Annotated in this window: 22 protein-coding genes; 12 read left to right on the forward strand and 10 right to left on the reverse strand. The window is 71.8% G+C overall.

All coding sequences use genetic code 11. The features are described 5' to 3' along the window. Positions 1–6 precede the first annotated feature (6 nt). Positions 7–405 carry an ectoine synthase gene (locus C1703_RS08260; RefSeq protein WP_031118884.1) on the forward strand — a complete coding sequence of 133 codons (399 nt, stop codon included), beginning with the start codon at positions 7–9 and terminating at the stop codon, positions 403–405. Between the two features lie 16 nt (positions 406–421). Then, on the forward strand, positions 422–1,321 hold the full coding sequence (gene thpD / locus C1703_RS08265) for an ectoine hydroxylase (RefSeq protein WP_198678409.1): 900 nt from the start codon (positions 422–424) through the stop codon (positions 1,319–1,321). A 434-nt stretch (positions 1,322–1,755) separates the two neighbouring features. On the opposite strand, the gene C1703_RS08270 is transcribed toward thpD, so the two are convergent. From C1703_RS08270 to C1703_RS08290, 5 genes are all read right to left on the reverse strand, one after another. Then, the gene (locus C1703_RS08270; protein WP_114251283.1) at positions 1,756–2,808 is read right to left on the reverse strand and encodes an aminotransferase class V-fold PLP-dependent enzyme; all 1,053 of its coding nucleotides are present in this window, start codon (positions 2,806–2,808) and stop codon (positions 1,756–1,758) included. Between the two features lie 95 nt (positions 2,809–2,903). Then, positions 2,904–3,626: a DsbA family oxidoreductase gene (locus C1703_RS08275; RefSeq protein WP_114251284.1), complete on the reverse strand. Its 723-nt coding sequence runs from the start codon at positions 3,624–3,626 to the stop codon at positions 2,904–2,906. Between the two features lie 74 nt (positions 3,627–3,700). Further along, positions 3,701–4,207 (reverse strand): GNAT family N-acetyltransferase, encoded by a 507-nt coding sequence (locus tag C1703_RS08280; protein ID WP_114251285.1) that lies wholly within the window; start codon positions 4,205–4,207, stop codon positions 3,701–3,703. 55 nt (positions 4,208–4,262) lie between these two features. Beyond that, entirely contained in the window at positions 4,263–4,871 is a 609-nt protein-coding gene (locus C1703_RS08285; RefSeq protein WP_114251286.1) for a DUF1349 domain-containing protein, read from the reverse strand. Between the two features lie 100 nt (positions 4,872–4,971). Beyond that, on the reverse strand, positions 4,972–6,501 hold the full coding sequence (locus C1703_RS08290) for an aldehyde dehydrogenase (NADP(+)) (protein WP_114251287.1): 1,530 nt from the start codon (positions 6,499–6,501) through the stop codon (positions 4,972–4,974). A gap of 132 nt (positions 6,502–6,633) precedes the next feature. On the opposite strand from C1703_RS08290, the gene C1703_RS08295 reads away from it, so the two are divergent. The 6 genes from C1703_RS08295 (at position 6,634) to C1703_RS08320 (ending at position 12,407) form a co-directional block, all read left to right on the forward strand. After that, on the forward strand, positions 6,634–7,407 hold the full coding sequence (locus C1703_RS08295; protein WP_031117296.1) for an IclR family transcriptional regulator: 774 nt from the start codon (positions 6,634–6,636) through the stop codon (positions 7,405–7,407). A gap of 4 nt (positions 7,408–7,411) precedes the next feature. Next, a complete protein-coding gene (locus C1703_RS08300; RefSeq protein ID WP_114251288.1) occupies positions 7,412–7,882 on the forward strand; it encodes a GNAT family N-acetyltransferase in 471 nt (156 codons plus the stop codon). Between the two features lie 95 nt (positions 7,883–7,977). Continuing rightward, positions 7,978–8,979, forward strand: coding sequence for a hypothetical protein (locus tag C1703_RS08305; RefSeq protein WP_114251289.1), 1,002 nt, complete (start codon positions 7,978–7,980; stop codon positions 8,977–8,979). Then, a complete protein-coding gene (locus C1703_RS08310) occupies positions 8,976–10,235 on the forward strand; it encodes a histidine kinase (RefSeq protein WP_114251290.1) in 1,260 nt (419 codons plus the stop codon). Before C1703_RS08305 ends, C1703_RS08310 begins: the two co-directional genes overlap by 4 nt. Further along, positions 10,232–10,894 carry a response regulator transcription factor gene (locus C1703_RS08315; protein WP_114251291.1) on the forward strand — a complete coding sequence of 221 codons (663 nt, stop codon included), beginning with the start codon at positions 10,232–10,234 and terminating at the stop codon, positions 10,892–10,894. Before C1703_RS08310 ends, C1703_RS08315 begins: the two co-directional genes overlap by 4 nt. Before the next feature lie 55 nt (positions 10,895–10,949). Beyond that, positions 10,950–12,407 carry a penicillin-binding transpeptidase domain-containing protein gene (locus C1703_RS08320; RefSeq protein WP_114251292.1) on the forward strand — a complete coding sequence of 486 codons (1,458 nt, stop codon included), beginning with the start codon at positions 10,950–10,952 and terminating at the stop codon, positions 12,405–12,407. Positions 12,408–12,476: 69 nt separating this feature from the next. Here C1703_RS08320 and C1703_RS08325 read toward each other — a convergent pair whose 3' ends face one another. After that, complete coding sequence (locus tag C1703_RS08325; RefSeq protein WP_114251293.1) at positions 12,477–13,934, reverse strand: NCS2 family permease; 1,458 nt, start codon at positions 13,932–13,934, stop codon at positions 12,477–12,479. Between the two features lie 268 nt (positions 13,935–14,202). Here C1703_RS08325 and C1703_RS08330 point away from each other — a divergent pair, with 268 nt between their 5' ends. The 3 genes from C1703_RS08330 to C1703_RS08340 all read left to right on the forward strand — a co-directional run bounded on the left by C1703_RS08330 (position 14,203) and on the right by C1703_RS08340 (position 16,575). Then, positions 14,203–14,802 carry a SigE family RNA polymerase sigma factor gene (locus C1703_RS08330; protein ID WP_114251294.1) on the forward strand — a complete coding sequence of 200 codons (600 nt, stop codon included), beginning with the start codon at positions 14,203–14,205 and terminating at the stop codon, positions 14,800–14,802. Then, entirely contained in the window at positions 14,799–15,656 is an 858-nt protein-coding gene (locus C1703_RS08335) for a hypothetical protein (RefSeq protein ID WP_114251295.1), read from the forward strand. Before C1703_RS08330 ends, C1703_RS08335 begins: the two co-directional genes overlap by 4 nt. An 85-nt stretch (positions 15,657–15,741) precedes the next feature. Continuing rightward, positions 15,742–16,575 (forward strand): pectate lyase, encoded by an 834-nt coding sequence (locus C1703_RS08340; protein WP_114251296.1) that lies wholly within the window; start codon positions 15,742–15,744, stop codon positions 16,573–16,575. Positions 16,576–16,788: 213 nt separating this feature from the next. Here the strand turns inward: C1703_RS08340 and C1703_RS08345 are convergent, their stop codons facing one another. After that, positions 16,789–17,943 carry a right-handed parallel beta-helix repeat-containing protein gene (locus C1703_RS08345; RefSeq protein ID WP_114251297.1) on the reverse strand — a complete coding sequence of 385 codons (1,155 nt, stop codon included), beginning with the start codon at positions 17,941–17,943 and terminating at the stop codon, positions 16,789–16,791. Positions 17,944–18,179: 236 nt separating this feature from the next. Between C1703_RS08345 and C1703_RS08350 the strand changes: the two genes are divergently transcribed. Beyond that, positions 18,180–20,387 carry a family 43 glycosylhydrolase gene (locus C1703_RS08350; RefSeq protein WP_114251298.1) on the forward strand — a complete coding sequence of 736 codons (2,208 nt, stop codon included), beginning with the start codon at positions 18,180–18,182 and terminating at the stop codon, positions 20,385–20,387. A gap of 3 nt (positions 20,388–20,390) precedes the next feature. Here the strand turns inward: C1703_RS08350 and C1703_RS08355 are convergent, their stop codons facing one another. From C1703_RS08355 to C1703_RS08365, 3 genes are read right to left on the reverse strand one after another with little or no spacing between them, the layout of a single operon-like run. Continuing rightward, on the reverse strand, positions 20,391–21,548 hold the full coding sequence (locus C1703_RS08355) for an alpha/beta fold hydrolase (RefSeq protein ID WP_114251299.1): 1,158 nt from the start codon (positions 21,546–21,548) through the stop codon (positions 20,391–20,393). Beyond that, a complete protein-coding gene (locus tag C1703_RS08360) occupies positions 21,535–22,800 on the reverse strand; it encodes a pectate lyase (protein ID WP_114251300.1) in 1,266 nt (421 codons plus the stop codon). The genes C1703_RS08355 and C1703_RS08360 overlap by 14 nt, the downstream gene beginning before the upstream one ends. Next, positions 22,793–23,911 (reverse strand): pectinesterase family protein, encoded by a 1,119-nt coding sequence (locus C1703_RS08365; RefSeq protein WP_114251301.1) that lies wholly within the window; start codon positions 23,909–23,911, stop codon positions 22,793–22,795. The genes C1703_RS08360 and C1703_RS08365 overlap by 8 nt, the downstream gene beginning before the upstream one ends. Between the last annotated feature and the right edge of the window lie 44 nt (positions 23,912–23,955).

Genomic DNA, 23,955 nt, shown 5'->3' on the forward strand with positions numbered 1-23,955 from the left:
AGCACCGTGATTGTCCGTTCGTTCAAGGAGATCGAAGGTACCGACCGGCACGTGAAGGCGGCGTCCGGCACGTGGGAGAGCAAACGCATCGTCCTCGCCAAGGAGAAGGTCGGCTTCTCCCTGCACGAGACGGTCCTGTACGCGGGCACGGAGACGTCGATGTGGTACGCGAACCACATCGAGGCCGTCGTCTGCGTGGAGGGCGAGGCCGAGCTGACCGACCACGAGACCGGGCAGAAGTACACCATCACGCCCGGCACCATGTACCTCCTGGACGGGCACGAGAGGCACACGCTGCGGGTCAAGCAGGACTTCCGCTGCCTCTGCGTGTTCAACCCGCCCGTGACCGGACGGGAGGACCACGACGAGAACGGCGTATACCCGCTGCTCACCGAGGAGGTGTGACGTTTCCATGACGACCATCACCGACACCACCACCGGTATCCCGGACCTCTACCCCAGCCGCGGCGCCACCGAGGTGCTGACCCCGCGTCAGGACCCGGTCGTCTGGGGCGCGCCGGACGCGCCCGGCCCGATCGATCCGGCCGACCTGCTGTCCTACGAGCGCGACGGCTTCCTCGCCATCGACCAGCTCATCACGGACGACGAGGTCGCCGTCTACCGCAACGAGCTGAACCGGCTGGTGAACGACCCGGACATCCGTGCCGACGAGCGGTCGATCGTCGAGCCGAAGTCCAAGGAGATCCGCTCGGTCTTCGAGGTCCACAAGATCAGCAAGGTCTTCGCCGACCTGGTCCGTGACGAGCGGGTCGTCGGCCGGGCCCGGCAGATCCTCGGCTCGGACGTCTACGTCCACCAGTCGCGGATCAACGTCAAGCCGGGCTTCGGGGCGAGTGGCTTCTACTGGCACTCGGACTTCGAGACCTGGCACGCCGAGGACGGTCTGCCGCGGATGCGTACGGTGTCGGTCTCGATCGCGCTGACCGAGAACTACGACACCAACGGCGGTCTCATGATCATGCCGGGGTCGCACAAGACGTTCCTCGGGTGCGCGGGGGCCACGCCGAAGGACAACTACAAGAAGTCGCTGCAGATGCAGGACGCCGGGACGCCCTCCGACGAGGCGCTGACCCAGCTGGCCTCGCAGCACGGCATCAAGTTGTTCACGGGCAAGGCCGGTTCGGCGACCTGGTTCGACTGCAACTGCATGCACGGCTCGGGCGACAACATCACGCCGTTCCCGCGCAGCAACGTGTTCATCGTGTTCAACAGCGTGGAGAACCCGGCGGTGGAGCCGTTCGCGGCACCGGTGCGCCGCCCGGAGTTCATCGGGGCGCGGGACTTCACGCCGGTGCGGTGAGCGACCCCCGGCCGGGGGTCCGGGGGTCGCCCCCGGAGAACACAGCATCGGGGCACGGGACTTCACGCCGGTGCGGTGAGCGAGCCCCCCGGCCGGGGGCCCGGAGGTCGCCCCCCGGAGAACACAGCATCGGGGCACGGGACTTCACGCCAGTGCGGTGAGCGAGCCCCCCGGCCGGGGGCCCGGAGGTCGCCCCCCGGAGAACACAGCATCGGGGCACGGGACTTCACGCCAGTGCGGTGAGCGAGCCCCGGCCGGGGGCCCGGAGGTCGCCCCCCGGAGAACACAGCATCGGGGCACGGGACTTCATTCCGGTGCGGTGAGCGCTGCTCGCCGGTGAAGTGACCGCCGCACGGTGAAGTGACCGTGTGACACAGCTGCCGGGTGGGGCCTCCTCGTGTGGGACGGGAGGCCCCACCCGGTTTTTCACGCCTTCACGCCTTCAGGGCGTCCAGGAGCCGGTCGACGTCCGCCGCCGTGTTGTACAGGTGGAACCCGGCGCGCAGGTTCCCCGCCCGGTCGGACACCTCGATGCCCGCCCGGCTCAGCTCCTCCTGCCGGTGGCCGAGCCCCGGCACGGACACGATCGCCGACCCCGGCGAGGGCACCGGCGCGTGGCCCAGTTCGGCCAGCCCGGCGCGGAAGCGGTCCGCGAGGGCGACGTCGTGGGCGTGGACGGCGTCGACGCCGATCTCCTCGATCAGCTCCAGGGAGGCGCGCAGCCCGGCGTAGCTGAAGAGGGACGGGCTGATGTCGAACCGCCGTGCCGAGTCGGCGAGTTGCTCGACGGGGCCGTAGCAGCTCTCCCAGGGGACCTCACCGGCGACCCATCCGGCGAGCAGCGGGGTGAGCCCGCCGAAGTCCCGCGGGGCGACGAAGAACGCGGCCCCGTGCGGCCCCAGGAGCCATTTGAAGCCGACGGCGGCGAGGAAGTCGTCCGCGTCGGCGTCCATCGGCAGCCAGCCCGCGGACTGGGAGGCGTCGACGTAGGTGCGGGCGCCGTGCGCCCGGGCGGCCTCGCGCACGGCGGGCAGGTCGGCGAGGCGGCCGTCGGCGGACTGGACGGTGCTGACCGCGACGAGCGCGGTGCCGGGCCGGACGGACTCGGCGAGCCGCTCCAGGGGGACGGCCCGCACCTTGAGGTCGCCGCGCGCGTGGAACGGGTGCACCAGGGAGGCGAAGTCTCCCTCCACCGTGAGGACTTCGGCGCCGGCGGGCAGGGCGGCGGCGATCAGCCCGCCGTACTCGGCGATCGAGGCCCCGGTCGCGACGCGCTCGGCCGGCACGCCGGCGAGCCGGGCGAAGCAGGCGCGGACGATCTCCACGTTCTCGTACAGGGGACCGATGGGCGTGCCGTCGGCGCGCATCCGCACCGCCTCGTGCAGGGCGGTGACGGTACGGGCGGGCAGGAGCCCGTTGCTCGCGGTGTTGAGGTAGCTGCGCTTCGGGGCGAACTCGGCACGGACGAGGTTCTCGAAGGTCTCCATGGGACCACTGTGCGGCCCCCGGATCTCCCCGTCCATTGCCGATTTCTGCGTGATGTCGCTAAGGAACGCTTATATATGCGCTCCGAGCTGCGCGTTCAGCGCTGGGGCACCGCGCAGCCGTCCGGGCCGCAGGCGTCGGCGCCGCCGGCCTCGCCGCCATCGACGATCTTCAGCGGCGCGCGCTCGCCGTACGCCTGGGTCAGGGCCTGGGCGAAGACCTCGGCGGGCTGGGCGCCGGAGACGCCGTACTTGCGGTCGAGCACGAAGAACGGCACACCGCTCGCGCCGAGCTGCGCGGCCTCGCGCTCGTCGGCCCGCACCTCGGCGGCGTACGCCTCCGGGTCGGCGAGCACCGCGCGAGCGGCCCCCTCCTCCAGCCCGGCGGCGACGGCCAGCTCCACGAGCCGCTCGTCGTCGTTGAACACCGAGCGCTCCTCGGCGAAGTTGGCCCGGTACAGCAGGTCGAGCAGCTGCTCCTGGCGGCCCCGCTCCTTGGCGAAGTGGAGCAGGCGGTGCATGTCGAAGGTGCTGCCGTGGTCGCGGCCGCGGGTGCGGTAGTCGAGGCCCTCGGCGGCGGCCTGGGCGCCCAGGTTGTCCTCGCCCGCCTCGGCCTGGGCCGCGCTCATCCCGTACTTCCTGGTGAGCATCGTGATCACGGGCTGGATGTCGTCCTTGGCGCGGCCCGGGTCCAGCTCGAAGGAGCGGTGCACCACCTCGACGTCGTCGCGGTGCGGGAAGTCCCGCAGCGCCTTCTCGAAGCGGGCTTTGCCCACGTAGCACCAGGGGCAGGCGATGTCGCTCCAGATCTCGACGCGCATGTGTCGGCTCTCTCCAGGTCGTACGGGTACGGAGACTCCCTCCGCCGGGTGCATGAACATTCAAGCAGCGTGGTTCATTCCCCGGGCACCGTGAAGCGCAGCCGGAGGTGGTGGTCGTCCGGACCGGCCGGATGCTCCGGGTCGGGGACCCAGCCCTGGCGGGCGTAGAAGCCCTGCGCCCGCTCGTTGCCCGTGTGCACCTCGAGCACGGCAGCGCGCACGCCGTCGACCCGCCACTCCTCCACGCAGGCGGTGTGCAGGGCCGTCCCGATGCCGGACCGCCACCGGTCCGGGTCGACGTGGAACTGGAGCAGCGTGACGACGCCCGACGCATCCCCGTCCGGCCTGCGGAAGCAGGCGATGCCGACCATGCGGCCGTCGCGCACCGCGCACAGCACCCGCCCGCCGGGCCGCGCGATCGCCTCCCGCCACCGGGCCCGCCAGTCGGCCCCGTCGTCCGGGAAGCCGTCCGGGTAGTACGTGGCCCGGGCCCGCCGGTGCAGCGCGGCGACCTCCTCGGCCTCGGCGGGCAGAACGGTCCTGATGACCAGGGGTGCGTCGGTTCGGCTCTCTTCGATCATGCCGCGGAGGACGTGCCCGGCTGCGGCGCGGTTCCCAGCCGGCCGCGGCGGGCGTTCAGCTGCCGTCCCTCAGGTCCTTCGGCCACTCCGGACGGAACTCGATGTGGTCGTACGTCACCACGCAGCCCTCCCCCATCGGCGACTGGGCCATGAAGCCGACCAGGGCCGCGCCCGTCTCCTTCTCGTCGCCGAGGGTGAAGAGGCGGACGAAGGTCCACCGTTCACCGTCGCGGGAGGCGTGGAAGGCGAACGCGCGGCCCGTGCGGCTCACCCGGAGCCAGACGGAACTGCCGTCGACGGTGAAGGAGTTGGCGTCGTCCGAGTGCCCCCGGGTGACGACCGTGCAGACGGTGGGGACGTCCGGGGAGTACTCCAGGCAGAGCTTCGCCCAGGCCCGCTCCGCCACGTGGACGTAGAGCACCCCGGCGTCGAAGGCCGCGCCGAATCCGACCGTGACCTTGGCGATCAGCTGGAAGTCCCCTTCGGGCGCCCCCAGCAGCCGCGGCGCGTCGGAGGCGGGGTCCAGCCCCTCCCCGGTCGGCGGCACGAACCGGTCCTGCCGCGCCCCGGCCCAGCCGGTGAGGACCCCGTCCTCGTAGGACCAGTGCCCGTCGGGCCCGTAAGAGCGCAGGCCGAAAGGAAGTTCGGAGATGTGCAGATCCATTCGACCCACTCTTCCAGGTTCGGCTTCCAGGGGCGCGGGGAACTGCGTGACAAGCCACGACGAACCCGCGCCCCGCACACTCACCGCACCCCTACGGCGCTTATCGCTCCAGCCGCCCGTTGAACCGCCGCGGCAGCCCCAGCGGGTTCTCGTCCCGCAGCTCGGCCGGCAGCAGCGCCTCGGGCGCGTTCTGATAAGCAACCGGCCGCAGCCACCGCTCGATCGCCGTCCCGCCCACCGACGTGGACGTCGACGTCGTGGCCGGGTACGGCCCCCCGTGGTGCTGCGCCGGCGCGACGGCAACCCCCGTCGGCCAGCCGTTCACCAGCACACGCCCGGCCAGCGGCGTCAGCTCCTGCAGCAGCTCCGCGCCGCGGCCCTCACCCGCCGCCTCCTCCTCGGACAGCTGCACCGTCGCCGTGAGGTTGCCCGGCAGCCGCGACAGCACGGCCTTCACCTCGGCCTCGTCCTCGTAGCGGGCCACCACGGTGACCGGCCCGAAGCACTCCTCCAGGAGCAGGTCGTGCTCGCCCTCCTGGGCCAGCCTGCTCGCCGGGACGGTGAGGAAGCCCGCGCTGACGGTGTGCTCGCCGCCCGCGCCGGGCGTGACCGGGGATTCGACGTCGGGCAGCTCGGCCCGCTCGGCGACGCCCGCGACGAAGTTGTCGCGCATGCGGTGGTCGAGCAGGACCCCGGCGTCGGTGTCGCTGACGGCGTCGGTCAGGGACTTCAGCAGGGCGTCACCGGCGGCGCCGGACGGCGCGAGCACCAGGCCCGGCTTCACGCAGAACTGGCCTACGCCGAGCGTCATGGAACCGGCGAGGCCCGAGCCGATCGCCTCGGCGCGCTCGGCGGCGGCGGCCTCGGTGACGACGACCGGGTTCAGGGAGCCCAGCTCGCCGTGGAAGGGGATCGGCACCGGACGCGCGGCCGCCGCGTCGAACAGCGCGCGTCCACCGCGCACCGACCCGGTGAAGCCGGCCGCCGCGACCAGCGGGTGCTTGATCAGCTCGACACCGGCCTCGAAGCCGTGGACCAGGCCGACGACGCCCTCGGGGATGTCGTGCCGGGCGGCGGCGCGGCGCAGCACCTTGGCGACGTACTCGGACAGGGCCGGGTGGTCCGGGTGGGCCTTGACGACGACGGGGCAGCCGGCCGCGAGGGCGCTCGCGGTGTCGCCGCCGGCGACCGAGAAGGCGAAGGGGAAGTTCGAGGCCGAGTACACGGCGACGACGCCGAGGGGCACCTTGTAGCGGCGCAGGTCCGGGATCGGCGGGGTGGCCGTGTCGTCGGGGTGGTTGATGACGACGTCGAGGAAGGCGCCCTCGTCGACGATGTCGGCGAAGGCCCGCAGCTGGTAGCAGGTGCGGGCGAGCTCGCCGGTCAGCCGGACCGGGCCGAGCGCGGTCTCGGCGTCGGCGGTCTCGACGAGTCCGTCCTTGGCCGCCTGAAGCTCCTCGGCGGCGCTGCGCAGGAAGGCCGCGCGGACCGTGCGGTCGGCGAGGGCGCCGCGCACCTCGTGCGCGGCGCGGACGGCGGCGTCCACCTCCTGGGCTGTGGCCTCCACCGCAACCTGTTCACGCTGCTTCCCGGTTCGGGGGTCGACACTCCAGACTGGTGCTGCTGCCACCGCGGGTCCCTCCACACATGTAATGCCGCAGTACTGGGTCATCCACCAGGGACGTTCGATATACTGAACGCTGTCTCTGATGATGAATATGCTGTGGAGACTATTTCCCGTCGAACGAAGGGGTCAAGGGCGATGTCGGCTGGCGAGACGGGCGGCGGGGCGCAGGTCAAGTCCGCGGTGAGAACGGTTGAACTGCTCGAATACTTCGCCGGGCGTCCCGGTATGCACTCCCTGGCCTCGGTCCAGGAGGCCGTCGGGTACCCGAAGTCCAGTCTCTACATGCTGCTGCGCACCCTGGTCGAGCTGGGCTGGGTGGAGACGGACGCGACGGGCACGCGGTACGGCATCGGGGTGCGGGCCCTGCTGGTCGGCACCTCCTACATCGACGGCGACGAGGTCGTGGCGGCGGCCCGGCCGACGCTGGACCGGCTCTCGGACGACACGACGGAGACGATCCACCTGGCCCGTCTGGACGGCACGAACGTCGTCTACCTCGCCACCCGCCAGTCGCAGCACTACCTGCGGCCCTTCACCCGGGTCGGCCGCCGGCTGCCCGCGCACTCGACGTCCCTCGGCAAGGCGCTGCTGAGCACCTACTCGGACGAGCAGGTCCGCAAGATGCTCCCGGAGACGCTGCCGGCGCTGACGGAGAACACGATCACCGACCGGGAGAAGCTCATCGAGGAGCTGCACCAGGTCCGCGAGCAGGGCTTCGCCGTGGACCGGGAGGAGAACACGCTGGGGCTGCGCTGCTTCGGTGTGGCGATCCCGTACCGCACGCCGGCGCGCGACGCGATCAGCTGCTCGGTGCCGGTGGCGCGGCTCACGCCGGCGCACGAACAGCTGGTGAAGGACGCGCTGTTCGACGCGCGGGACCGGCTGACCCTCGCGACGCGGAGGCTCTGAATCCATGGAGGTCGCACTCCGACCCGTCCACGACAGCGACCTGCCGGTGTTCTTCCGGCAGATGAACGACCCCGAGTCCCTGCACCTGGCGGCCTTCACCGCCAAGGACCCCGCCGACCGGGCCGCCTTCGACGCCCACTGGGCGAAGATCCGGTCCTCGTCCGACGTGGCGCGGACCGTCCTGGCCGACGGCGACGTGGTCGGCCACGCGGCGGTGTACGGGGAGCCGGGCGAACGCGAGGTGACGTACTGGGTCGATCGCGCCTACTGGGGGAAGGGCATCGCCACGGCGGCCCTGCGGGCGCTGCTGGCCGAGGTGCCCGAGCGTCCCCTGTACGCCCGGGCGGCGTCGGACAACGCGGGCTCGCTCCGCGTCCTGGAGAAGTGCGGGTTCCGCGCCTCGGCCACGGCCCGGGGCTACGCGCGGGCCCGGGGCGCCGAGATCGACGAGACGGTGCTGATCCTGGAGGGCTGAGCCGCCCGGGGTCGAGCCGTTCTCCCCCGTCCGGCGGAGGGGGATCGTCGCCGCGCAGGAGGTGCCGCCGGTCCGCCGCGCGGGAGCCTGATCGCATGACGCAGTCACTCGCTCCCGCCTCCGTCGACGGCCCCGCCGTCCGCCCCAGCCGCCCCCGGCGCGTCCTGCGTGCCGTCGCCGTCCTGTCCTGCGTGCCGTACCTCGGTCTCAAGGCCGCCTGGATCGCCGGGAGCCGTGTCGGCATCCCGGAGGGCAGTCCGCTGCTCGACGACCGCCTCGCCATGGCCGTGATCAACGGCGTCTCCGTCCTGCTGGACAGCGCGGTGATCGTGCTGGCGCTGGTGCTGACCCGGCCGTGGGGGCTGCGGGTGCCCGCGTGGCTGCTGGCGTTCCCCGTGTGGGTGGCGACCGGGCTGCTCGCGCCGATCATGGCCGGGTTCCCGGCGCAGTTGGTCGTGCGGGCGTTCGGCGCGGGAGAGTCCCCGGGGAAGGAACCCTTCCTGGACGAGTGGGTGTTCGCCGTCGTGTACGGGGGGTTCATCGCCCAGGGGCTCGCGCTCGGTGGTCTCTTCGTGCTCTACGCCCGCGACCGCTGGGGGTATCTGTGGCGCGGCCGGGTGGGGGACCTGGCCGTCGGGGTCCTCGGGCCGGCGCACCGGGCCCTCGCCGCCCTGGCGGCCGTGCTCGCCCTGCTGCCCCTCACCCTGCACGCGATGTGGGCCTGCGGCGTCACCGCGGGGCTCAGCGAGGGGCGCGCGGCGGACCGGGGCGGTGACTTCTACGTCCTGGAAGCCGTCTTCGTGGTGTTCCTCGTCGCGGCCGTCGCCGGCGCCGTCCTGCCCGCCTTCCGGCGCGGGCGGGCCCTGCCCGTGTCGGTGCCGCTCGGTCTCGCCTGGGTCGGCTCCGGTGCCGTGGCCTGCTGGGGCGGCTGGCTGTCGCTCGCCTCGCTCGGCGGTGCCGGGAACATCGCCGACCGCCCCACACCGCTGATGAGCCTCGCCTACGCTGGGCAGATGCTCGTCGGCCTCCTCGTCGCCGCCATCGGCGCCTACTCCTTCGCGGAGCGCTCGGCCCGGGCCGGGCGACGGGCGGCGTGAGGGGTTTCGCCCGGTTCCTGCTCGGGCGGCGGGCCCGGCAGCGCTGGATCCACCTGATCCTCGGCGGCGCGCTCGCCATGCCGTACTTCCTGGTCGGCTCGGTGATCCTCGGCCCGGTCACCGGCTCCACGGACCTCTTCGGGTCCTTCCCCCTGCAACTCGCCTCGTTCGGCGTGGGCCTGCCGATCGCCGCCGTCACCTCCCTGTTCCCGCTGACCCGGCCGCTGGAGTCCGCCGCCGTCCGCTGGCTGTGCGGCGTCGACGCGGACCGGCTCGCCCTCGGGCCGGCCCGCACCCGGGACGAGAAGGCCCGCACGGCGGCCTGGTTCACGCTGCACCTCGGGGTGGGCGGGATCCTCGCGGGGATGTCGCTGGCCCTGCCGCCGTTCGCCGCCGTGCTCATCGTGCTGCCGGTCTTCGCGGGGCTGGGCGGTACCCGGCTCGGGCTGCCCGAGGTCTTCGACCACGCCTGGGCACTGGCGCTCGCCCCGGTCGTGGGCGTGGCGTCGCTCGTCGCCCTCGCCGGCTGCGCGGCCGGCTGCGGAGCGCTGCTGGCCCGCTGGGCGCCCGCCCTGCTCGGACCGTCGCCCGAGGACCGGCTCGCCGCCGCCGAGGCACGCGCCGCCGACCTGGCCGTACGCAACCGGCTGGCCCGGGAGCTGCACGACTCCGTGGGCCACGCCCTGAGCGCGGTCACCCTCCAGGCGAGCGCGGCGCGCCGCGTCCTCGACTCCGACCCGGAGTTCGTCCGCGAGGCCCTGGCCGCCATCGAGGACACCACCCGGCGCACCGTCGGCGAACTCGACGCCGTCCTGGGCGTGCTGCGCGAGGGCGACGCCCCGGGCACGGCCCCGGCGCCCACCCTCGCCGCCGACCTCGACGGCCTGCTGTCCCGGACCCGGGCGGGCGGCGCGCGCGTGACCGCCACGGTCCACGCCGACCCCGGGGCGCTGCCCCCGCTGCTGTCGCGCGAGGCCTACCGCATCGTGCAGGAGGGGCTGAGCAACGCGCTCAGGCACGCCGGTGGGCGGGTCGCCGTGGAGGTGCGGATCGCGGTGGCGGGCGGAGACCTGGAGATCACCGTGGAGAACCCGGTGACCGGCACCGCGCCCTCCCGCCCCGGCGGCGGCCACGGGCTGCGGGGCATCGCCGACCGGGCGCGGCTGCTGGGCGGCACCACGACGGCGGGAACCGCCGGACCGGCCGGAGACCTCTGGCGTCTGCACGTACGCCTGCCGATGAAAGGACCCGCATGACCAGCCCGACGCCGATCCGTGTCGTCCTCGCCGACGACGAGCGCATGGTGCGCACCGCGCTGCGCGCCATCCTCTCGGCCGAGCCGGATCTGGAGGTGGTGGGCGAGGCGGCGACCGGCGCCGAGGCCGTGTCCGTCGTCCGGGAGGTGCGGCCGGACGTCGTCCTCATGGACGTCCGGATGCCGGAGACCGACGGCATCCGCGCCACCGAGCAGATCCTCGCCACCCTGGACGAGCCGCCCCGGATCGTCGTCGTGACGACGTTCGAGAACGACTCCTACGTGTACGACGCGCTGCGCGCTGGAGCCGCCGGGTTCCTGTTGAAGCGGGCGGACGCGGACGCGCTGGTGCAGGCGGTCCGGCTGGTCGCGCGCAGCGACAGCCTGCTGTTCCCGGCGGCCGTGCGCACGCTCGCCACCGAGCACGCCCGCGCGCACCCGGCGCCGCCCGCCTGGGTGGCGAAGCTCACGGCACGCGAGGGGGAAGTGCTGCGGCACATGGCGCGGGGGCTGACCAACGCGGAGATCGCGCGCCGGATGGCGGTCGGCCCGGCCACGGTGAAGTCGCACGTGGCGGCGGTGCTGGCCAAGACGGGGACCCGGGACCGCACGCAGGCGGTCATCGCGGCGTACGAAGCGCGCTTTCTGAACGGCGGATGAGAAAACCGGACGGGAGGGAACGATCCGCCCGGCCTCACTCGTCCTCCTGTTCGGAATGAACAAGACGATCAGGCGCGCATCGGTCTTCACGCTGCTGCTGGTGTTGGCCCTGCTGGGCAGGGCGACCTGGGTGCAGTTCTACGAGGGCCAGGCGCTCGCAGACGACAAGGACAACCGGCGGAACGCCATAGAGACGTACTCGGCGCCGCTCGGGAACATCATCGTGGCCGGCCGGTCGGTCACCGGCTCGGCGCCGACCGAGAACAGCGACCTGAAATACAAGCGCACGTACACGGACGGCAAGCTGTACGCGGCGGTGACGGGATACGCGTCGCAGGCGTACGCGCCGACCCAGCTGGAGGGCATCTACACCGACCTCCTCAACGGCACGGACAACCGGCTGAAGTCCGTGATGGACACCCTCACCAACCAGCGCGCCGCACCGGGCAACGTGGTCACGACGATCGACCCGGACGTGCAGAAGGCCGCGTACGACGCGCTCGGCGACAAGAAGGGCGGAGCCGTCGCCATCGACCCGAAGACCGGGAGGATCCTGGCCGTCGTGTCGACGCCGTCGTACGACCCGTCGTCGCTGACGGACGCCAACACGGCCGGGGTGGCCTGGAAACAGCTCAACGCCGACCCGGACAAGCCACTGACCAACCGTGCCCTGCGCCAGCCGCTGCCGCCGGGCTCGACGTTCAAGCTGGTCGTCGCCGCGGCCGCCCTGGAGGACGGGCTGTACTCGTCGGTGGACGAGAAGACCGACAGCCCGAACCCGTACCCGCTGCCGGGCACGAGCCGGACGCTGGACAACGAGAACCCGAGCGCGCCGTGCGCGAACGCCTCGATCCGGGTGGCGTTGCAGTACTCCTGCAACAACGTCTTCGGGAAGATGGCCGTCGACCTGGGCCAGGACAAGGTCAAGGCGATGGCCGACAAGTTCGGCTTCAACGACGACAAGCTGGACGTGCCGGTCCGGGCCTACACGAGCGTGTACCCGTCGGACATGTACCCCTCGGAGACGGCCCTGACGGGCATCGGCCAGTTCGATGTCACCGCGACCCCGCTGCAGATGGCCATGGTGTCGGCGGCCATAGCCAACGGCGGCAAGCTGGTCTCGCCGCATATGGTGTCGCAGATCACCAACAGCGGCGGCGATGTGCTGCAGGACTACGACGACGAGGCGGGCACGAAGGAGATCGTCTCCTCCTCGACCGCCGAGCAGCTCGAGTCGGCGATGCAGACGGTCGTGGAGAAGGGCACGGGCACCAACGCCCGGGTGCCGGGCGCGACGGTGGGCGGCAAGACGGGCACGGCCCAGCACGGCGAGAACAACAGCCAGGTGCCGTACGCCTGGTTCACCTCGTACGGCAAGTCCGACTCGTCGGGCAAGGAGGTCGCCGTGGCGGTCGTCGTCGAGCAGTCGAACGCGGCCCGCTCGGAGGTCAGCGGCAACGGCCTGGCGGCGCCGGTCGCCAAGGCGATGATGGAAGCGGCGCTGAAGGACTGAACCTCGGACGCCCATGAGACGTCTGTACACATGGGCCGCCCCCATCCCCCCGGGGGCGGCCCTTCGGCGTTACTTGGCCCCGAGGAGCTGCTCGACCGGGTCGATCGCGAAGTACACCAGGAACAGGGCCGAGGTGGCCCACAGCAGCCAGTGCACCTCCTTGGCCCTGCCGAGCACGGTCTTGATGACGACGTAGGCGAGGAAGCCGGCGCCGATGCCGTTGGTGATGGAGTAGGTGAATGGCATCACGGCGATGGTCAGGAACGCGGGGATGGCGATGTCGTAGCGGTCCCAGTCGATGTGCTTGACCTGGGTCATCATCAGGAAGCCGACGGCGACCAGGGCGGGGGCGGCCGCCTGGAGCGGGACGATGGTGAGCAGCGGGGTGAGGAACAGGGCGAGGGCGAACAGGCCACCGGTGACGAGATTGGAGAAGCCGGTGCGCGAGCCCTCGCCGACGCCGGCCGCCGACTCGATGTAGGAGGTGGCGGAGGAGGCCGAGGCCGCGCCGCCGGCGACCGCCGCGGCACCGTCGATGAGCAGGACCCGGCCGAGGTTCGGGACCTTGCCCTCCTCGTCCAGCAGGCCCGCCTCGGCGCTGACGCCGACGACCGTGCCCATGGTGTCGAAGAAGTCGGACAGGATCAGCGTGAAGACCAGCAGGACGACGGTGATGACGCCGACACCGGGCGCGCTGAAGGCGCCGAACAGGTCGAAGTCGCCGAGGAGTCCGAAGTCGGGGGCGTCGACGAGCTTGTCGGGCCAGGAGGGTGTGGTCAGGCCCCAGCTCTTGATGTCGGCCATGGAGTTGATCACTATCGCCAGCGCGGTCATGGTGACGATGCTGATCAGGATGGCGCCCTTGACCTTGCGGGCGAGCAGGCCGATCGTCAGCAGCACGCCGAGGCAGAAGACGAGCATGGGCCAGCCGGTGAGGGTTCCGGTGCCGCCCAGCTGAACGGGGACGGTGGTGTTCGCGGCGTCCGGGATGCGGCTGACGAACCCGGCGTCGACGAAGCCGATGAAGGCGATGAACAGGCCGATGCCGACGCTGATCGCCTGCTTGAGCGGCTGCGGGATGGCGTGCATGACGGCCTCGCGCAGCCCGGTCACCACCAGCACGCAGATCAGCAGGCCCTCCAGCACGATCAGGCCCATCGCGTCGTCCCAGCTCATCAGCGGGGCGATCTGGAAGGCGACCACGGCGTTCAGGCCGAGTCCGGCGGCGAGCGCGAGCGGCAGGTTGCCGGCGACGCCCATGATGATCGTCATCACGGCGGCCACCAGGGCGGTCGCGGTGGTGAGCTGGACGGCGTCCAGCTGGTGTCCGAACTTGTCCTTGGCGCTGCCCAGGATGATGGGATTCAGGACAAGGATGTAGGCCATCGTGAAGAAGGTGGCGAAGCCGCCGCGTATCTCACGGCCGAAGGTGGATCCCCGCTCGGAGATCCGGAAGAACCGGTCGACGCTGTTCACCGGGGGTGGTGCGGCGGTCGGCCGGTCGGCCGTCTGCTGCGGTTCGGACATGGCGCGTGCTCCTTGGTGCCTGGGTGATCGGTGTGCGGATGCTGGCTGGATTGTTCCCGCGTTGAACCCCGTTCAGGTTTTCTCCGTGTTACGGAATCGGAGTCCGGCCTGCCCAACGCCGTTCGAAGCTCCGTACGAACCATCCTGAGAACGCTGCTACGCTTCCCGATCTCGTCCGGGCCTCCCCCGGATGATCACATGTCATCTACATGACACGCACGGGGCCCCCGCCGGGAGTGCCCGAAGCCGCTGCGAGGAGAGGTCGCCCGTGGGCACAGTCGTCGACGACGCCGCCTCCGTGGAGTTCCATGCCTTCTTCGAGCGCCATTACGCCGAACTGTCCCGCCTCGCCTACCTGTTGACGGGCGAGTCGGACACCGCCGACGACCTGGCGGCGGACGCGTTGCTGGCGCTGTGGCACCGCTGGGACCGGGTGCGCGCGGCCGACCATCCGGCCGCCTACGCCCGCGGGGTGGTCGCCAACCTGGCCCGTACCCGGATCCGCAGTGCCGTGCGGGAACGGCGGCGCATCGCCCTGTTCTGGTCGCAGCGCGAGGAGAACACCGAGAACCCGGACGTCGCGGGCGTGGTCGACGTCCAGGAGGCCCTGCGCAGGCTGCCGTTCCGCAAGCGCGCCTGCGTGGTGCTGCGGCACGCCTTCGACCTGTCGGAGAAGGACACCGCGCTCGCCCTCGGCGTGTCGGTGGGTACGGTGAAGAGCCAGACCTCGAAGGGAATGGCCGAACTCCAGCGGTTGCTGGGCACCCAGGGTGTGCCGCAGCGGATGCACGCGGCGGTGGGCGCACCCCGCTGCGCACCCGCCGTGGAAGGCTTGCGCACCGGTGAGGACGGAGGGAGGGACCGATGACCATGCGGCGGGACGTGCACGAGGAGCTGCGCTCCCGGCTGCACACGGCGGCCGGGGGCCATGAGCCCGACCGGGAGCGCATCCTGGCGCGGGTCGAGCGCGGCATGGCCGGTCCGGCCACCTCCGGCCACCGGGCGACGCGTCCGCCGGTGTTCGGCTGGATGCGGGTGGCCGGGGCGACGGCCGCGGTGGCGAGCGTGCTGGCGGTGGGCGGGTACGCGGTCGCGTCCGCGGTGAAGGAGGAGACGGCCCCGCGGCAGCAGGAGGTGGCGACGCCGCCGACGCCCACGCCGTCCCCGGAGGCGACGAGCCGGCCGCCCGCGCCGCCGGTGGACCCGACGCCGAGCAGCCCGCCGGAGCGGCGCGAGTCCGGCCCGCCGCCGTCCAGGACGCCGAGCCCCTCCGCCCCCGGGCGGCCGCCCGCCGCGACCGAGGACGGGCCGCTGTGGTCGGACGGCTCGGTCGACCCGCACAGCAACGACTTCTGGGCGCAGAGCAACATCACCCTCAAGACCCGGGCGCAACTGACCGCCCTGACCGTGCGGTTGCGGGTCGCGCAGACCGGCGGGGTCTCCGACGCGGGCGCCTGGCGCTCCCTGCCGGAGAACGACTTCACCCTCACGGTCGCCGAGCAGGGCGGCTTCCTCGTCTACACCTGGACCCTCAAGGAGGGCCGCACCGTACCGGCGGGCGAGTGGGTGTTCGCGGGGCAGTTCGACCACGACCGCGGCGGCCGTGACGCCGGCGCGGACCGCTACACGGTGACGGCCGCCGCCGGCGCGGAACGGCTGTCCGTGGGCGGCGGTTTCGCCGCCGTGGGCGACGACGGGGACGGCGGCGCGGACGACTCGTGAAAAATTCCTGAAGGCGCGGCAACCCTTTCCTCACCAGTGGCGACCACCAGGCGCAAGAGTCACCACCCAGTTGAGGAATCGGTACATGACTGCACCAGCAGAACAGCGCGTCCGCCACCGCCGCAGTGTCACCAAGCGGCGGGCGGTGATCGCCGGGGTGTCTGCGTTCGGCATCACGGGTGCGGCGATCATCACGACGTCGCTGCTGTCGACGGCGGGCGCCGCGTCCTCCTGGCCCACCGACAAGGGCAGGACGCCCGTGTCGAAGACCATCCCGGTCTCCGGTGTCCGCGACGGCGGGATGAAGATGTTCTACGGCACCGGCGCGCTCGGCGGCGGCAGCCAGGACGAGGGCCAGGACCCGCTCTTCGAGCTGGCCGACGGCGCGGTGCTGAAGAACGTCATCATCGGCACCCCGGCCGCCGACGGTGTGCACTGCAAGGGCAGCTGCACCCTGCAGAACGTGTGGTGGACGGACGTCGGCGAGGACGCGGCCAGCTTCAAGGGCAAGTCCTCCTCGGCGGTCTACAAGGTCATCGGCGGCGGCGCGAAGAACGCCGACGACAAGGTGCTGCAGTTCAACGGCGCCGGCACGCTGAACGTGTCGGGCTTCCAGGTGCAGAACGCCGGCAAGCTGGTCCGCTCCTGCGGCAACTGCAAGACGCAGCACAAGCGCACGATCGTGCTCAGCGACATCGACGTCACGGCGCCGATGAACTCGATCGTCGGCGTGAACGCCAACTACGGCGACACGGCCACGCTGTCGAAGATCCGCATCCACGGCGACAGCAAGAAGAAGATCAAGACGTGTGTGCGCTTCGAGGGCAACAACACCGGCAAGGAGCCCAAGGAGCTGACCCCGCCCGGCCCGGACGGCAGGACCTGCAAGTTCAAGGCCACGGACATCAGCTACCAGTGACGCCGCGGCACATGTGAGCTCCGGCCGGACCGAAAACCCCCTCGGTGCGGCCGGATGCCGGATGTCCGGGCCCCCAGCCGGACTCCCGGCACCCCCGACCCTCCGGAGCCCCCCTCCGGACGGTCGAGCAGCCCTGGCCGAGCCCCCTCGGCCGGTCGGCAGGACGCCCCCGCCGGTTCGCACCGGCGGGGGCGTCGTCGTACCGCGGCGCGCCTAGTCCATCGTCGAGCCGATGGTGGTGGAGCCGGTCGTCAGGAACGTGGTCGCGGGGAGGGAGCCGTCCGCCTCGCGTGCCCCGTACGCGCTTTTGGCGTCCGTCGACCGGAAGGGCGGGGTGGCGACGCCGCTGTCCCAGTTGTTGCCGGCCGAGACGGTCGAGGAACCCAGCTCGGCGCGGCCGCCCTTGTCGCTGACGGCGAGGTTCTCGCCGAGGCGGGCCGTGCCGGTGGCGAAGGAGAAGCCGCTCCGCGCGTTGGCGTACGCCGTGTTGCGGTTCAGGGCGATGGCGCCGGTGTTGGAGTTCTCGGTGAAGCCGTGCAGTGTGTTGTCCCAGGCCGCGTTGTCGTGGACGACATGGGCGACGGAGGCTCCCCCGCCGCCGAGTTCGAAGCCGTTGCCGTTGCCTTCGAAGGCGGGGTCGTTCCAGCGGTTCTCGCCGTTGCCGAAGGCCCAGGAGTGCTCGATGGTGACCGGCGAGGAGAACTGCCACAGGTCGAGGCCGTCGTCGGAGTTGTGGTACAGCCGGGCGCCGGTGATCCGGTTGCCCGTGCCGGAGCCGAACTTCACGGCGACGCCGTCGGCGTTCTGGCCGTGGCCGGCCGGGTCGTGGTTGCCGTGGCTGTCCAGGTTCTGCACGAGGTTGCCGGTGGTGCCGTCGCCGCGCAGGGTGAAGCCGGAGTCGCCGTTGCCGGTGGTGACGAGGTTCCTGAAGATCCCGCCGACCGAGGAGGTGGCGACGAAGCCCTGGGCCGGGGAGTCGGCGAAGGTGAGGTCCTGGACGGTCCAGTAGTCGCCGTGCAGGGCGACCAGCCAGGAGCCGGCGGGCAGCCTGGAGCCGTCGATCCGCACCTTCTCGCCCTGGTGGGCCCGCAGGGTGATGCGTGCGGAACTCGTGCCGTTCGCGGTGGCCTCCAGGGTCGCGGTCGGGTGGTAGGTGCCGCCGCGGACCTGGATGGTGGTGCCGGCGCCGGCGTTCTTCACGGCCGCTTCGAGCTGGGCCGTGGTGGAGACGGTGACGGTCGTGGCGGCGGCCCGCGCACCGCCGGTCGTCAGCCCGAGGTGCACGCCGCCGGCCCCCGCGGCACAGGCCACCGCGGCGGCGATGGAGAGCGTACGGGTCCTGCGGTGGCGTCCGGTGCTGAGCAGCACGGAGCGATCCTTTCCTAGGGAATCGGGGACGGAAACGGCTCGGAGGGGCCCGCTCCGGCGCGTTGTCCGACCACCAGTCGCCGCCACGCGGGGAAAGGGTTGCCGCCGGGGCCCCGATGTTCCGAAAGTTTCGGAACCACCCGCCTCATGCACACCCGTTGACGCCCTGCTTCCCTCCGGTGACACTCCGAGGGCCGCCATCCAACAGAACCCCCCAGACTCCGACAGGAAGTTTCATGCGCCCCCGCACGCTACTGCTTCCGTTCCTGGCCCTGACCGGCCTCCTCCTGACCCTCCTCACGGCACCGCCGAGCACCGCCGATCCCGGAGCACCACCCGTGAAGCACTCCAAGTACGCCGGCTATCTCTTCGCCTACTTCACGGGCGAGGGCACCGCGGACGGCGAGCAGATCCGCTACGCCCTCAGCCGCGGCAACGACCCGCTGCACTGGCGTGAACTGAACGCCGGCAAGCCGGTGCTGACCTCGACGATCGGCGAGAAGGGCCTGCGCGACCCGTTCGTCATCCGCTCCCCCAAGGGCGACAAGTTCTTCCTGATCGCCACCGACCTGCGGATGTACAAGAACTCCAGCGGCAGCTGGGACCAGGTCCAGCGGCACGGCAGCAAGTCGATCATGGTCTGGGAGTCCACCGACCTTGTCAACTGGACCGACCAGCGCCTGGTGAAGGTCTCCCCGGACAACGCGGGCAACACCTGGGCCCCGGAGGCCTACTGGGACGACGAGCTGGGTCAGTACGTCGTCTTCTGGGCGTCGAAGCTGTACGCCGACGACGACCCGGACCACAAGGGCAACACGTACAACAAGATGCTGTACGCGACCACGAAGGACTTCCGCACCTTCAGCGAGCCGAAGGTCTGGAACGACCCGGGCTACTCGGTGATCGACTCCACGGTCGTGAAGTACCAGGACGAGTACTACCGCTACACCAAGGACGAGCGGGACCCCAGCTCCTCCAGCCCCTGCTCGAAGTTCATCACCGGGGAGAAGTCGACCTCCCTGACGTCGACGAAGTACGACTTCGTGGCCGACTGCATCGGCAAGGGCGCGATGGACCGCGGTGAGGGCCCGACGGTGTTCAAGTCGAACACCGAGAAGAAGTGGTACCTGTTCATCGACGAGTACGGCGGCCGCGGCTACGTCCCGTTCGAGACCACCGACCTCGCCTCCGGCCAGTGGACCCCGTCGACGGACTACCAGCTCCCGGCGAGCCCCCGGCACGGCACGGTGCTCCCGGTGACGCAGAAGGAGTACGACCGCCTGCTGGCCGCGTACCCGTCGACGCCCACCTCGGTGGTGGACGCGACGGCGAAGCGCCAGAAGGGCTACTCGATCGTCACGGACAGCGCCTCGAAGGTCGTCCTGCCGATGGAGCCCGACGCCGACCTGCGGCGCCTCGCCCCGAAGCTGTGGGTCGGTGAGGGCGCCACGCTCAGCCCGGAGTCCGGCACCCGCCGCGACTTCCGCAAGCCGCAGACGTACACCGTGACGGCGGCCGACGGCACCGAGCGCACCTGGACGGTCGAGGCGGTCCGCACCCGCAGCCCCATGCTGCCGGGCCTGAACGCCGACCCCGACGTGCACTACCTGAACGGCCGTTACTGGATCTACCCGACGACCGACGGCTTCCAGGGCTGGAGCGGCACGAAGTTCAAGGCGTACTCGTCGAAGGACCTGGTCCACTGGAAGGACCACGGCGTCATCCTCGACCTCGGGCCGGACGTGGCCTGGGCCGACAAGTACGCCTGGGCGCCCGCGATCGCCGAGCGGAACGGCAAGTACTACTTCTACTTCTGCGCCGAGCAGCAGATCGGCGTGGCGGTGGCCGACTCCCCCGCCGGCCCCTTCAAGGACGCGCTGGGCAAGCCGCTGGTCGCCAAGGGCGGTGCGCTGAAGGGCCAGATGATCGACCCGTCGGTCTTCACGGACGACGACGGCAAGGCGTACCTGTACTGGGGCAACGGCCACGGGTACGTCGTCCCGCTGAACGACGACATGGTGTCGTACGACGCGTCGCAGGTGAAGGACATCACCCCGGCGAACTTCCGTGAGGGCTCCTTCGTGATCAAGCGGAAGGGCACGTACTACTTCATGTGGTCGGAGGACGACACGCGCAGCGAGAACTACCACGTGGCGTACGCGACGGGGCCGTCCCCGCTCGGCCCGTGGACCAAGCGCGGGACGATCCTGGAGAAGCGGCCCGAGTACGGCATCCTCGGCACCGGTCACCACTCGGTGGTGAACGTCCCCGGCACCGACGACTGGTACGCCGTCTACCACCGCTTCGCCCTCAACGGCCCCGGCCGCCCGGGCGGCGACGGCATGCACCGCGAGACGACCATCGACCGCATGGAGTTCGCGGCCGACGGCAGCATCAAGCCGGTGATACCGACGCTGGAGGGGATCAAGCCGGTACGGCGGTGAGCCTCACAGGACGTCGTCGAGCCAGCTGAAGACCTCGTCCTGCATCTGATCGGTGAAGACGTGGCCGAGTTCCGGCCACGTCTTCACTCGTATCCGCTCCTCGGCGTTCCGCGCACGCCAGACGGCACGCAGCTTGTCGTAGGCGACCCGCACGCCCTCGGCCGGGAAGAGCGTGTCCTGCCCGCCGTGGAAGAACAGCATGGGCCGGGGGGCCGCGATGCTCGCCACGTCGGGGATGTCGAGGTGCCGGGCGAGCCCGGGGTGGAGCATGTAGTACGCCGACTGCCCGCGCAGCGTGTTGTTGCCGGGCACCATCATCTCCTTCAGGCCGGTCATCCAGCAGACGCTCGCGGCGGCCGCGATGTGGTCGCTGAGGGCCGCGGTCTGCCAGGCGCGGTAGGCGCCCATGGAGAAGCCGACGGCCGCGACCCGCCGGGCGTCCACCCGGTCCAGCCCCGCCAGGAAGGCTGCGGCCCGCTCGTCCTCCCGGGCCATGAGCCCGGCGAGCGAGGAGCCGAGGTTGTAGAAGGTGGAGGCGAGGGCCTGCTGCTGCTCGTAGGCGAGGGGCCCGCGGTCGCCCCAGCCGAGCGCGTCCAGGCACAGCACCACATAGCCGCGCCGCGCCAGTTCGTCGCCGACGAACCGCCCGCTGAAGTACTTGTCCGCCCAGGTGCGGGCGGAGGCGAGGCGGGTGTCGTCGTACCAGGGCCGGACGAGTTTCTCCTTGCCGATGTCGAACCGGGCGCCGTGGTCGTGCAGCAGCAGCACGGCCGGGAAGGGGCCGCGGCCGTGCGGGGTGAGCAGGACGCCCCGTACGCGTTCGTAGCGGGTGAGGGAGACGGTCACCGACTCCCGCGTGAAGCCGTCTGCCGGGGAGCGGTCGCCGAACTCCGGCGCGTACGGCGTGCGGTCCTGCCGCTCGACGAGGAGGTGCTCCTCGACGGTGGCCCGGGCGGCACGCCGCCAGGCCCGGACGTCCCGGATCGGGGACCGCCCCCAGGCGAGCGGGAAGGTCAGGGCGTCCTTCAGCGCCGGATGGAACCCGGGCAGCGGACCGTCGACGACCGCCGCCTCCGCCCCGCTCACCGCTCCCCCGCCCAGCAGCGCCGTACCGGCCCCGACCACGAACCTCCGCCGCCCCAGACGCTCATGGGCGTCCATCCGGCCTCCCCGCTCCGGCGTGCCGCAGCACGTACCGCTCGACGGCCGACGGGGACGTCAGGGGGCGGTAGTCGTAGACGTCGGCGGGGTCCCAGCCGACGTCACTCCCGAGGCCGAGCCCGGTCGCCACGGCGTTCAGGCGGGCGGGCCGGCCGTTGAACCAGGAGCCGGTGTCGTGGAACCGCCGACCCCCGTACGCGGCGAGAGCGACGGACGGTGCTGCTCCCGGATACCGGAAGACGTTGCGCTCGGAGAAGATCGCGGACTCCACGCCGACGCCCAGGGCGTAGAGCGGGGGCCGTCCCCGGTGGACGTTGTTGACGGCGTGCACCTGCCCGAAGCGGACGCGCGGGGCGCGCTGCCCGATGCCGTCGAAGAGGTTGCGGGCGAAGGTCACCTTGAGATGCCCCCGGTCCCGGTCGCCGCGCCCGTCGCCCGAGCCGATCAGGATCGCCTTGTCGTGGTCCTCGAACCGGCTGTCGGAGACGGTGACGAAGTCGGAGCCGTCCTCGATGTCCAGCAGCCCGTCGTGGCGCTGGACGCGCTCGCCGTGGAAGCCGGGGGGCGCCTCGCGGTCGGGGAACCGGCCGTCGGTGAAGGTGCAGTGGTCGATCCAGATGTTCCGGCCGGTGATGACGGTGAGCGCGTCGAAGCGGGCGTTCCAGCTGCCGTGCGTGCCGTCGTCCGGGGACCAGCTGGCGAAGTGGTCGACGGGTGCCTCCAGGTGCAGGTCGCGCACGATGATGTTCCGGCCGGTGTTGACGGTCAGGAACACCCCGAGCAGCCGGGCGTCGCGGCCGGCACCGACGAGCGTGGTGTTGCTCGGCACGGTCAGCTGGGTCTGCGCCTTCTCCTTGTTCGACCCCGTCTGGCGCAGCTGCCGCTGCCGCTTGCAGTGGTCGAAGCGGGTGTCGGACCAGGCCGAGCCGTCCTCCCCGAAGCAGGACATGTACCTGCCGAGGTCGTATCCGGGCGCGTAGTCCTGCTCGCCGAGCAGGGAGCCGTCGTCGCTCTCGTGGCCGTTGACGTCCCCGACGACCCGGATCACCTTGGGCGCGGTGGGCTCCCCGCCGTTGGCGAGCGCCTCCTTCAGCTCGGCGCGCGTGTCCACGGTCCAGGTCCTGCCGCCCGCCCCGCCGGTGGTGCCGGGGCCGGCCGAGGCCCAGCCGACGGGCCCCCGCTCGGCGGCGGAGACCGGCGGGGCAGGCCAGAGCAGGCACCCGCCCAGGAGGAGAGCGGCGGCCCTACGCATGGGGCCGCCAGTCGCCGAGGTAGGTCTCCCTGGTGTGCAAGCGGGCCTGGTCGCGGGTCAGCTGCGGCCGGTTCTCCGGCACGGGGACGGCGGCTCCGGGGCCCGTGTTCCGGTACTCGGCGAACCGCATGGACTGCCAGGGATAGGCGTCCCGCATGTCGGTGTAGGGGGCCGCCGCGTCGATGCCCGGGCCGAGCCAGGTGTTCCGGACGGTGAGCATGGGACGGGCGGTGGTGTCGGAGCTGGGCACCCAGGGCCGGGCCAGCTTGTAGAAGCCGTCGGGCGCCTCGCTGCTGACGCGGCTCCTGGTCACCAGGTAGCCGAGCGGGTTGGCACCGGCGGTCGACGGCGCGAAGACGAAGCCGTACGGGGCGCCGGGCAGGTCGGTCCTGGACAGGGTCCGGAAATGGCAGTGCTCGAACACGGCCGTCGCCCGCCCGAAGACGAAGTCGACGTCGCCCTCGGCGTAGCAGTGGGCGAAGTACTGGCGGGCGAAGGTGCCCAGCGCCATCGAGTCGGCGTACAGGGTGTCCTGGTGGCCGAGGAACCGGCAGTGGTGGAAGGCGGACCGGTCGCCCTGGACCTTCAGGGCGACGGCCTGGGTGCCGGAGATCCCGGGGTGGTCGGCGCGCAGCCAGTCGTTGGCGAAGGTGATCCAGCGGGCGGTGAAGCCGTCGGCCTGCACGGTGGTGGTGGCGGAGCCGCTGGTGCCGTAGGTGCCGCCGCCGGGCTTGGGGGTCCCGGCCGCGTTGTCGTAGACGATCACGACGTCCCGGGGATTCTCGCTCGCCCCGATCCAGGTCATCTCCGTGCGGGCCGGGTCGACGGCGACGGTCTGCCGGTAGACGCCCGGGGCGATGACCAGAGTGTGGCCGCTGCCGTTCGCGGCGGCCACCGCGTCCCGGACGGTGGTGAAGTCACCGGCGCCGCCGGGGTGCACGTACAGGGCCTTGGGATCCGTGCGGGCGGCCGGTGAGCCGTACCGGCCGAACGGGCGCGGACGGGCGGCGGCCCGCGCGGGGCCGGAGGCGAGCCCGAGGGCGGCCCCGGCGGCGGCGCTCGCGGTGAGGAACCCGCGGCGGGAGAGGGAACGACGGTGCTGCGAGAGCATACGGCTGCTCCTTCGCGGTGCGGCTGGTGCGTGCGGGGTGGGGA

Origin of the sequence: Streptomyces sp. Go-475 (assembly GCF_003330845.1) — a bacterium.
Taxonomy (GTDB): Bacteria; Actinomycetota; Actinomycetes; order Streptomycetales; family Streptomycetaceae; genus Streptomyces.

Bases quoted from the DNA above. Each gene is read 5' to 3' on its own strand.
- C1703_RS08280 (WP_114251285.1), bottom strand. From the start codon at position 4,207: ATGATCGAAGAGAGCCGAACCGACGCACCCCTGGTCATCAGGACCGTT.
- C1703_RS08340 (WP_114251296.1), top strand. From the start codon at position 15,742: ATGACTGCACCAGCAGAACAGCGCGTCCGCCACCGCCGCAGTGTCACC.
- C1703_RS08320 (WP_114251292.1), top strand. From the start codon at position 10,950: ATGAACAAGACGATCAGGCGCGCATCGGTCTTCACGCTGCTGCTGGTG.
- C1703_RS08365 (WP_114251301.1), bottom strand. From the start codon at position 23,911: ATGCTCTCGCAGCACCGTCGTTCCCTCTCCCGCCGCGGGTTCCTCACC.
- C1703_RS08295 (WP_031117296.1), top strand. From the start codon at position 6,634: ATGTCGGCTGGCGAGACGGGCGGCGGGGCGCAGGTCAAGTCCGCGGTG.
- C1703_RS08285 (WP_114251286.1), bottom strand. From the start codon at position 4,871: ATGGATCTGCACATCTCCGAACTTCCTTTCGGCCTGCGCTCTTACGGG.
- C1703_RS08335 (WP_114251295.1), top strand. From the start codon at position 14,799: ATGACCATGCGGCGGGACGTGCACGAGGAGCTGCGCTCCCGGCTGCAC.
- C1703_RS08300 (WP_114251288.1), top strand. From the start codon at position 7,412: ATGGAGGTCGCACTCCGACCCGTCCACGACAGCGACCTGCCGGTGTTC.
- C1703_RS08275 (WP_114251284.1), bottom strand. From the start codon at position 3,626: ATGCGCGTCGAGATCTGGAGCGACATCGCCTGCCCCTGGTGCTACGTG.
- C1703_RS08355 (WP_114251299.1), bottom strand. From the start codon at position 21,548: ATGGACGCCCATGAGCGTCTGGGGCGGCGGAGGTTCGTGGTCGGGGCC.
- C1703_RS08305 (WP_114251289.1), top strand. From the start codon at position 7,978: ATGACGCAGTCACTCGCTCCCGCCTCCGTCGACGGCCCCGCCGTCCGC.
- C1703_RS08360 (WP_114251300.1), bottom strand. From the start codon at position 22,800: ATGCGTAGGGCCGCCGCTCTCCTCCTGGGCGGGTGCCTGCTCTGGCCT.
- C1703_RS08270 (WP_114251283.1), bottom strand. From the start codon at position 2,808: ATGGAGACCTTCGAGAACCTCGTCCGTGCCGAGTTCGCCCCGAAGCGC.
- C1703_RS08350 (WP_114251298.1), top strand. From the start codon at position 18,180: ATGCGCCCCCGCACGCTACTGCTTCCGTTCCTGGCCCTGACCGGCCTC.
- C1703_RS08315 (WP_114251291.1), top strand. From the start codon at position 10,232: ATGACCAGCCCGACGCCGATCCGTGTCGTCCTCGCCGACGACGAGCGC.
- C1703_RS08325 (WP_114251293.1), bottom strand. From the start codon at position 13,934: ATGTCCGAACCGCAGCAGACGGCCGACCGGCCGACCGCCGCACCACCC.